The organism is Mangrovibacter plantisponsor, assembly GCF_003182475.1.
GTDB classification, from domain to species: Bacteria; Pseudomonadota; Gammaproteobacteria; order Enterobacterales; family Enterobacteriaceae; genus Mangrovibacter; species Mangrovibacter plantisponsor.
The window spans coordinates 156,194-163,646 of record NZ_QGTS01000012.1 but is presented as its reverse complement, the minus strand read 5'-3'; the positions used below and the strand labels follow the sequence as shown (position 1 = coordinate 163,646).

The 7,453-nt window shown below is 53.4% G+C and carries 9 protein-coding genes and 1 pseudogene; all 10 read left to right on the top strand.

The window, feature by feature from the left end:
* Nucleotides 1-628 (top strand): annotated as a pseudogene (locus DES37_RS19080) (phage tail tape measure protein); the annotation flags it as partial.
* Nucleotides 629-720: 92 nt separating this feature from the next.
* Nucleotides 721-1,443: a hypothetical protein gene (locus DES37_RS19075; protein ID WP_110027336.1), complete on the top strand. Its 723-nt coding sequence runs from the start codon at nucleotides 721-723 to the stop codon at nucleotides 1,441-1,443.
* Nucleotides 1,444-1,445: 2 nt separating this feature from the next.
* Nucleotides 1,446-1,922 (top strand): hypothetical protein, encoded by a 477-nt coding sequence (locus DES37_RS19070; protein ID WP_110027334.1) that lies wholly within the window; start codon nucleotides 1,446-1,448, stop codon nucleotides 1,920-1,922.
* The gene (locus DES37_RS19065) at nucleotides 1,909-2,400 is read left to right on the top strand and encodes a hypothetical protein (RefSeq protein ID WP_110027332.1); all 492 of its coding nucleotides are present in this window, start codon (nucleotides 1,909-1,911) and stop codon (nucleotides 2,398-2,400) included. The genes DES37_RS19070 and DES37_RS19065 overlap by 14 nt, the downstream gene beginning before the upstream one ends.
* 65 nt (nucleotides 2,401-2,465) lie before the next feature.
* Complete coding sequence (locus DES37_RS19060; protein ID WP_110027330.1) at nucleotides 2,466-3,785, top strand: DNA circularization protein; 1,320 nt, start codon at nucleotides 2,466-2,468, stop codon at nucleotides 3,783-3,785.
* Nucleotides 3,782-4,852, top strand: coding sequence for a phage baseplate assembly protein (locus DES37_RS19055; protein ID WP_110027329.1), 1,071 nt, complete (start codon nucleotides 3,782-3,784; stop codon nucleotides 4,850-4,852). Before DES37_RS19060 ends, DES37_RS19055 begins: the two co-directional genes overlap by 4 nt.
* Nucleotides 4,852-5,409 (top strand): phage baseplate assembly protein V, encoded by a 558-nt coding sequence (locus DES37_RS19050; protein WP_110027327.1) that lies wholly within the window; start codon nucleotides 4,852-4,854, stop codon nucleotides 5,407-5,409. Before DES37_RS19055 ends, DES37_RS19050 begins: the two co-directional genes overlap by 1 nt.
* Nucleotides 5,406-5,819, top strand: a complete 414-nt coding sequence (locus DES37_RS19045) for a phage GP46 family protein (protein ID WP_110027325.1) — start codon at nucleotides 5,406-5,408, stop codon at nucleotides 5,817-5,819. Before DES37_RS19050 ends, DES37_RS19045 begins: the two co-directional genes overlap by 4 nt.
* Entirely contained in the window at nucleotides 5,812-6,879 is a 1,068-nt protein-coding gene (locus DES37_RS19040; protein WP_110027324.1) for a baseplate J/gp47 family protein, read from the top strand. Before DES37_RS19045 ends, DES37_RS19040 begins: the two co-directional genes overlap by 8 nt.
* Nucleotides 6,870-7,451: a YmfQ family protein gene (locus tag DES37_RS19035; protein ID WP_110026509.1), complete on the top strand. Its 582-nt coding sequence runs from the start codon at nucleotides 6,870-6,872 to the stop codon at nucleotides 7,449-7,451. Before DES37_RS19040 ends, DES37_RS19035 begins: the two co-directional genes overlap by 10 nt.
* Nucleotides 7,452-7,453 lie beyond the last annotated feature (2 nt).

The following is a 7,453-nucleotide window of genomic DNA, read 5'->3' as shown; positions in this document are numbered from 1 at the left end:
GAAGATGTCCACCATGGGTAAAATGGTGTCCCTGCTGGTGATTGGTGCCGGGCTGATTGTCAGTAACTGGGATAAAGTCGGGCCGGTGGTGAAAGCGGTCTGGAATAACATCAATGATGTGGTTCAACTCCTTGGTGGGTGGGAGCCGGTACTGATGGGGATCTCCACCCTTGTTGCAGGTGCCTGGCTGACATCGATGTTGAAAGGGCTGTCCGGTGCCAATGGTGCTGCGGGTGGACTGGCTAAAAACCTGCGCGGCATAGCCAGCATGGGCACCATTACGGTGACCATCAGTGTTCTGTTTGAACTGATGAAAAAGCTGGATTCCATGCACCAGGACGCGGCGAAAAATAATATGGATATTGGCACATATATGGCTGAACAGGTGCAGAAATCCGAGAGTGACCGGGGGTATAAAGGCTTTATTCCCCGGCTGAAAGAATTGCTGAATGTTGACGGCAGCCAGAATTCATCAGTACCGCTGGCAAGCCCGAGGCCACAACAGAGTGAACTGAAAGTGTCTTTTGATAATGCGCCACCGGGCATGCGGGTAACGCCTGCCACTGGTACGGCTAACCCATGGAATGTCAGTTACGATGTGGGGTACAACCGGTATTCAGGAAGGTAACGTATTTACAGATAATTCCTGGTTTCTGTTTCGTTATCCCGCTATGTAATGGAGTGTATTCAAAAAATAATCAGTAGAAAGGGAAAACGGTAATGGATACAGCCTTACTTAGTGCTCTCGATCAGGATGGGCAGAAGACATTCGAACATGCAATTGCGGCCCTTCAAGGGGATCTGACTGCCACTATGGCAACCTTGAATATCGATCCCAAGACACGACTTGAATATGGTCGCCGCATTAAGTTGATGTCCGATGAACTCTACGCTAAAGCGAGTAGGGGAATAATCAGTTGGCAGGAAGCGGCTGCCGAAGCCAGTGAAACACGAAATCTCATTATGGAATTAATGCGCTTTCGAACGACTCCCGTAGGTAAATCAATTGCGCAAAAATTAAAAAAGGAAGGTAAGACTTTTTCCGATTTAATCAAAATGAAGACTGAGTCTGTCTTTGGCAAAAATGTATTATTTGAACAGTTATCTTCGACTCAGAAAGACCAGGTTTTTGCTGCAATTGTTAAGTCATCAGGAAAATCGAATCCAAAAATCAACGTGAAGTTAACTCGTTGGGGGATTGCGGGTAAGGGGCTTCTCTTCTTAACGCTTGCAGTAGCTATTTATCAGATTTATTCCTCTGATGACAAACTGGCGGAGGCAGGGCATCAGGCTGCAATTGCGGGGGCTGGTGTTATGGGGGGATGGCTCGGTGGTGCGGCTGCAGGTTTAGTTTGTGGCCCGGGAGCGCCAGTGTGCGTTGTGATAGGTGCCTTTGTTGGTGGTGCGCTGGCAGCATGGGAAATGGACAGCATCTGGAACTGATAATGAAGCAAGTTGATAATTTTTCTCTTGAGGTTGTCAGGGAGTCTCAGGACACCCAGATGGGGGAATATAATGTTCTTTTTGATGGCAATATCACGGGAATTAACGTTCCATATTGTGTGGTAGAAGCAGCGGTTAAAGTTGATGAAGATCTGTTTTTGCTGTTTCTCACCGATGATGTTCCCTTTGAAGAAATGCTGCACATTGCATTGATTCATATGAAGCAAGGGATACTTGAAATGATTGACCTTGGTGGTGCATATACCACAGGGTCCTTTAAACACCTTGAAATAGAGAACGACAGGGTTAATTTCCATTTCATTGGTGATACCACATGGACAGTACGTATTGCAGAGAAACCATTTTTTCGCATGCCATTTACCGGTGACCCACGGGGTATCTCTCGCCCGATGGCGATGAAACACTACATCCTGATTTCGGCTGATCCACCTCCTGCAAGAGCAGATGGAAGCCGTTAAGACATTTATGATGAAACAGGTTAAGAATGTGTCCCTTCGCACGGTCAGGGCTTCTGTACCTGAAAAAAATAAAGATGGAGAGTACGAAGTTCTTATTGATGAGCAACCAACGGGAATAACCGTTCCTTACTGCGATATAGAGGCTGCGGTTAAGGTTGATGCGGATAGATATTTATTGTTTCTGACTAACGATACGTTGTTTGAGGAAATGCTACGTATTGCATTAATCCGTCATGGAGAGGGTGTTCTCGATATGCTGGTGGTTGGCGCTCCCTATTCAACAGGTATTTTTGAAGAGCTTGATGTTCAGAAGACTGCCGTTAACTTTCGTTTTATTGGTGATACAACCTGGACCGTAAGCATCCCGGACAAACCGTTTTTCCGTATTCCGTTTATTGGTGACCCTCCTTGCGTATGGCATTCATTTACGCCGAAGCGTTACATCCGGATTTCTGCTAATCCGCCAAAATGGCAATGACCATTGCTGAGTCACCCCTTTTAATATGACCCGCTTCGGCGGGTTTTTTTATACCCGGAGAAACCATGAGCTGGACAGATAATCTCCAGGATGCCTCACTACGGGGTGTGCCGTTTAAAGTGGATGAGGATGAAGCCACCTTTGGGCGACGGACACAGACACATGAATACCCTGGCCGTGATAAGCCCTGGGTGGAGGATTTAGGCCGGGCTACACGCCGTTTCAGTGTCCAGGCTTATCTGGTTGGTGACGATTACTTTGAGCAGCGTAACCGCCTGATTGAAGCCATCGAGAAACCGGGCTCCTGCACACTGGTCCACCCGTATTATGGTGAAATGACAGTGACTGTCTCTGATGAGGCTCGTGTCAGCCATGCACGGGATGAAGGGCGTATGTGCCGCGTCAGTTTCAGCTTTATCGAAACGGGGGAATTGTCATTTCCTTCAGCAGGTATTGCGACCGGAACCAAACTGGCCGACTCCTGCTCCTTACTGGATGACTGTATTTCTTCGGCATTCTCATCATTTGGCCTGGACGGGCTGTCTGATTTTCTTCAGAGCGGCGTTCTGGACGATGCCTCTGCCATGATGGACACCGTCACCGATGCGTTTAAGTACGTGGATTCCGGTATCAGTGCGGCATCCCGTTTGTTGCAGGGGGACTTGTCGGTGTTGCTGATGCCGCCTTCCAGTGGCATGAACTTTGTTAACCAGCTGCAGACGCTGTGGCGGGCTGGTACCCGCCTTAGCGGAAACACGTCGGATCTTATCTCCATGGTCAAAGGCCTGTCAGGTGTCACGCTGGACAGTGGCCTTGCGCCACGGGGTGTCTGGAAAACGGACAGCACCACAACGCAGACCCGCACCACCCAGAGCAATACGGTGGCGCAGGCCATACGCACAACGGCACTGAGTGAAGCGGCTTATACCGTTGTCAGTCTGCCAAAAAGTACCACCACCGTGACAACCGGGCAGACTGCTCAGGTCAGCCACCCGGCGGTAACGGATATTTTGCCTGATACTGATGCCGGTAGCGTGGGCGTCACCACATCTGTCAGTACCGATGAAACCCCGTCATGGGATGATTTAACCGCCGTCCGGGAAGTGCTGAATACTGCGATTGACCAGGAGCTGACACGGGTAACGGATGACACACTGTTTCTTGCCCTGCGCCAGATCCGCACGGATGTGAATAACGACATCAGCGCCAGGCTGGAACAGTCGACCCGTCTGACTGAACGCACTCCGGTGCAGGTCCTTCCTGCACTGGTTCTGGCTGCCGACTGGTATGACGATGCCGGGCGGGACGGTGACATAACTGCCCGTAACGGCGTCATTCACCCCGGCTTTGTGCCGGTGAAAACCCTGAGGATCCCGGCAGTATGAACAATACAGTTATTCTGCGGGTAAACGGGCGGGAGTGGGGCGGCTGGGAGTCAGTCAGAATATCAGCCGGTATCGAACGTATTGCCCGTGATTTTAATGTTCAGATAACCCGGCAGTGGCCCGGTGATGAAGAGCAGGCAAAGAAACGGGCGAGGATCCGCAACGGTGACAGGGTTGAAGTGTTGATTGGTGACGACCTGGTGATTACCGGCTGGGTGGAGGCCACGCCTGTTCGTTATGACGCGCGCAGCATCACCATGGGTATTGTTGGCCGCAGTAAAACGGCTGACCTCATTGACTGTTCTGCCACCCCCTCGCAATACAGTGGCCGCTCAATGGTTCAGATAGCCAGCGCCCTGGCGAAGCCATTTGGTATCAGTGTGGTGGATGCCGGGGGAGTCACCGGCGCACTGCAGGGTATTCAGGCAGACCAGGGCGATACAGTGATGGATGTCCTGAACAAGATGCTGGGGTTGCAGCAGGCACTGGCCTATGACAATGCCAGTGGTAACCTGGTGATTGGCAGCCCGGGTGCGGTTAAAGCCACCACTGCCCTGGTCTTTGGTGAAAACATTCTGAGCTGTGACACCGAGCAGAGCATTAAGGATCGTTTTTCTGTCTACGAGGTGGCGGGTAAACGCGCCGGTAACGACAGCGATTTTGGCGAAGCGACCACGACGGCAATCCGCGGGCAAACCGTGGATAACGGCATAGCCCGTTACCGCCCGCTGATTATCCGCCAGACCGGCAATGCTACATCCGCCAGTTGTGGTTCACGCAGTGAGTTTGAAATGCGCCAGCGTGCTGCCAGAACGGACGAAGTGACTTATACGGTACAGGGCTGGCGCCAGGGGGATGGCACTCTGTGGCAGCCTAATATGCAGGTGATTGTCTTCGACCCGGTAGTGGGTTTTGACAACCGGGAAATGGTTATCGCAGAAGTCACCTGGCAGGTGGATGAGGGTGGCACGGTCAGTGAAATTCGTGTCGGCCCGGCTGATGCTTATCTGCCAGAACCCCCCAAGACCCGCAAGAAGAAGGCCAGCAGTACACAGGAGTACTTCTGATGGCAAATCTGTTTCATTCCCTGCACCAGGCAATCAGTAATTTGCTCGAGCGAGCCGTGATCCGCACCACGACCACCACGGCAAAGTGCCAGGTTCTGCAGATATCCATGCCGGGCGGTGAGGGGAAAAGTGATATTGAACACCTGGAGCCTTACGGCTTTACCTCGGCACCCAAAGCAGGGGCAGAGGCTGTGGCGACGTATTTTGACGGCGACCGCTCACATGGTGTGGTGCTGGTGGCCAGTGACCGCCGGTACCGCATAAAAGGCCTGGCTGCCGGTGAGGTAGCGATTTATGACGACCTTGGGCAGTCCGTCACACTGACCCGTGCGGGGATAGTGATTAACGGTGGAGGGAACCCGGTAACGGTCACCAATGCCCCGAAAGCCCGGTTTGAGATGGATATTGAAGCCACCGGGAATATTACGGATATGTGTGACAGCACGGGCAAAACAATGGCCGCCATGCGACAGGTATTTGACGATCACACGCATGATGAAAACGGCGATGGCGGCGGAACAACGGATGAACCGAACCAGAAAATGGAGGGCGCATGATCCTGGTTGTGAACGGGGCAGAGCAGAAAGTCTCTGATCCAATGGATGCGTTAACCCGGGCGGTGGTGATCTCCCTGTTCACCTGGCGGCATGCCGAAACCGATGACAGCCCGGAAGAGCCTAATGGCTGGTGGGGCGACACCTACCCAACACAGCAAAATGACCGTATCGGCTCCCGCCTGTATCTCCTTAAGCGCCAGAAACTCACCAATAAAACACCACTCAAGGCCCGGGAGTATGTAACCCAGGCGCTGGCGTGGCTGACATCCGATGGTGTTGTCGCCCGGGTGGATGTTACCGCCGAACGTACCGGGCTCAGTACGCTATACCTGGCTGTCATGATTTACCGGAATGACGGCACCACACAGGAAATCCGGTTTAATGACCTATGGAGTGAACTGAATGGCTGACAGCGGTTTTACCCGCCCGACACTCCCCCAGTTAATTACCGCCATCCGCAGCGATATTCTTACCCGGCTTTCCGCCGACACCACGCTTGCCGCACTTCGCCGCACTGACGCCGAGGTGTATGCGCGGGTGCAGGCCGCAGCGGTACATACGGTGTATGGCTATATCGATTATCTTGCCCGGAATTTATTACCGGACCAGGCGGATGAAGACTGGCTGTTACGTCACGGGAATATGAAACGGTGCCCCCGCAAAGATGCCACTGCGGCAGCCGGTTATGTGCGCTGGGATGGTGCTGCATCGGGTATCACGATTGACTCCGGGGTAACCATACAGCGCGATGATCTGGTGTCGTTCACAACCACAGCTGCGGCTACCACGTCAGAAGGCGTTTTACGGGTACCGGTGACCTGTGATGATACCGGAACAACAGGCAATACCGATGACGGCATCGCCATGCGGCTGACTTCTCCGGTTGAAGGGCTCACCTCTGCCGGTGTGGCTGACACGGTGGAAGGGGGGACCGACATGGAGGACCTGGAAACCTGGCGCGGGCGGATCATTGAGCGCTGGTATTACACACCACAAAGCGGTGCGGATCAGGATTACATCACCTGGGCTAAAGAGGTTTCCGGTATTACCCGGGCATGGACTTACCGCCACTGGAGTGGCGTGGGAACGGTCGGCGTGATGGTGGCGAACAGCGACCTGATTAACCCGATACCGGATGATGCTGTGGTGGAGGCCGCACAGGCTTACATTGAACCTCTGGCCCCGGTTGCCGGTTCTGATGTGTATGTGTTTGCCCCGGCAGCCCATACCGTTGATTTTCACATCCGCCTGAACCCGGACACCGAAGAAGTGCGCTATGCCGTGATGGCAGAGGTCAGGGCCATGATGCTGCGTGATGGTGTGCCGGAAGGCGTGCTGAAACCGTCACGTATCAGCGAGGCCATTTCCATCGCTACCGGGGAATACAGTCATGAACTGGTCAGCCCTGCAGCAGATACAGACATCGCCAAAGGTGAAATCGGGGTGGTGGGGGACTTCACATGGACCTGACAGCACAGTACCGCCAGATGCTGGGTGTCCTGCTCCCGCGTGGCCCGGCATGGGATCCGGATGATTTATTACTGACCGGCCTGGCACCGTCACTGTCCCGGGTACACACCCGGGGTAATGACCTGATGGATGAAATCGACCCGCGTACAGTGACGGAACTCATCGACCGCTACGAGACGATTTCTGGCCTGCCGGACAGCTGCACTCCGGATGGTACCCAGACACTTTCAGAACGGCGCCAGCGGCTGGATGCGAAACTGAACCTGGCCGGAGGCATTAACGAGGCCTTTTACCAGGCACAGCTTGAAGCGCTGGGTTATCCGGATGCCACGATAACCCGGTACCAGAAAAGCCAGTTCACCTGTAACTCACTCTGCACTGATTCTCTTTTTTCCAACGAGTGGCGCTACTACTGGCAGGTCAATATTCCGGAGTCGGCGCAAATCACGGCAATGACCTGTGTGGATACCTGCACATCTTCCTTACGCGCCTGGGGTGACACGGTTGCTGAATGTGTTATCAGCAAACTGGCACCGTCTCACACGTATGTCATTTTCCGCTACACGGAGTAACC

What these genes read in the sequence shown, in the direction of transcription:
- DES37_RS19075 (WP_110027336.1), top strand. Translation starts at nt 721, where the DNA reads ATGGATACAGCCTTACTTAGTGCTCTCGATCAGGATGGGCAGAAGACA.
- DES37_RS19070 (WP_110027334.1), top strand. Translation starts at nt 1,446, where the DNA reads ATGAAGCAAGTTGATAATTTTTCTCTTGAGGTTGTCAGGGAGTCTCAG.
- DES37_RS19065 (WP_110027332.1), top strand. Translation starts at nt 1,909, where the DNA reads ATGGAAGCCGTTAAGACATTTATGATGAAACAGGTTAAGAATGTGTCC.
- DES37_RS19060 (WP_110027330.1), top strand. Translation starts at nt 2,466, where the DNA reads ATGAGCTGGACAGATAATCTCCAGGATGCCTCACTACGGGGTGTGCCG.
- DES37_RS19055 (WP_110027329.1), top strand. Translation starts at nt 3,782, where the DNA reads ATGAACAATACAGTTATTCTGCGGGTAAACGGGCGGGAGTGGGGCGGC.
- DES37_RS19050 (WP_110027327.1), top strand. Translation starts at nt 4,852, where the DNA reads ATGGCAAATCTGTTTCATTCCCTGCACCAGGCAATCAGTAATTTGCTC.
- DES37_RS19045 (WP_110027325.1), top strand. Translation starts at nt 5,406, where the DNA reads ATGATCCTGGTTGTGAACGGGGCAGAGCAGAAAGTCTCTGATCCAATG.
- DES37_RS19040 (WP_110027324.1), top strand. Translation starts at nt 5,812, where the DNA reads ATGGCTGACAGCGGTTTTACCCGCCCGACACTCCCCCAGTTAATTACC.
- DES37_RS19035 (WP_110026509.1), top strand. Translation starts at nt 6,870, where the DNA reads ATGGACCTGACAGCACAGTACCGCCAGATGCTGGGTGTCCTGCTCCCG.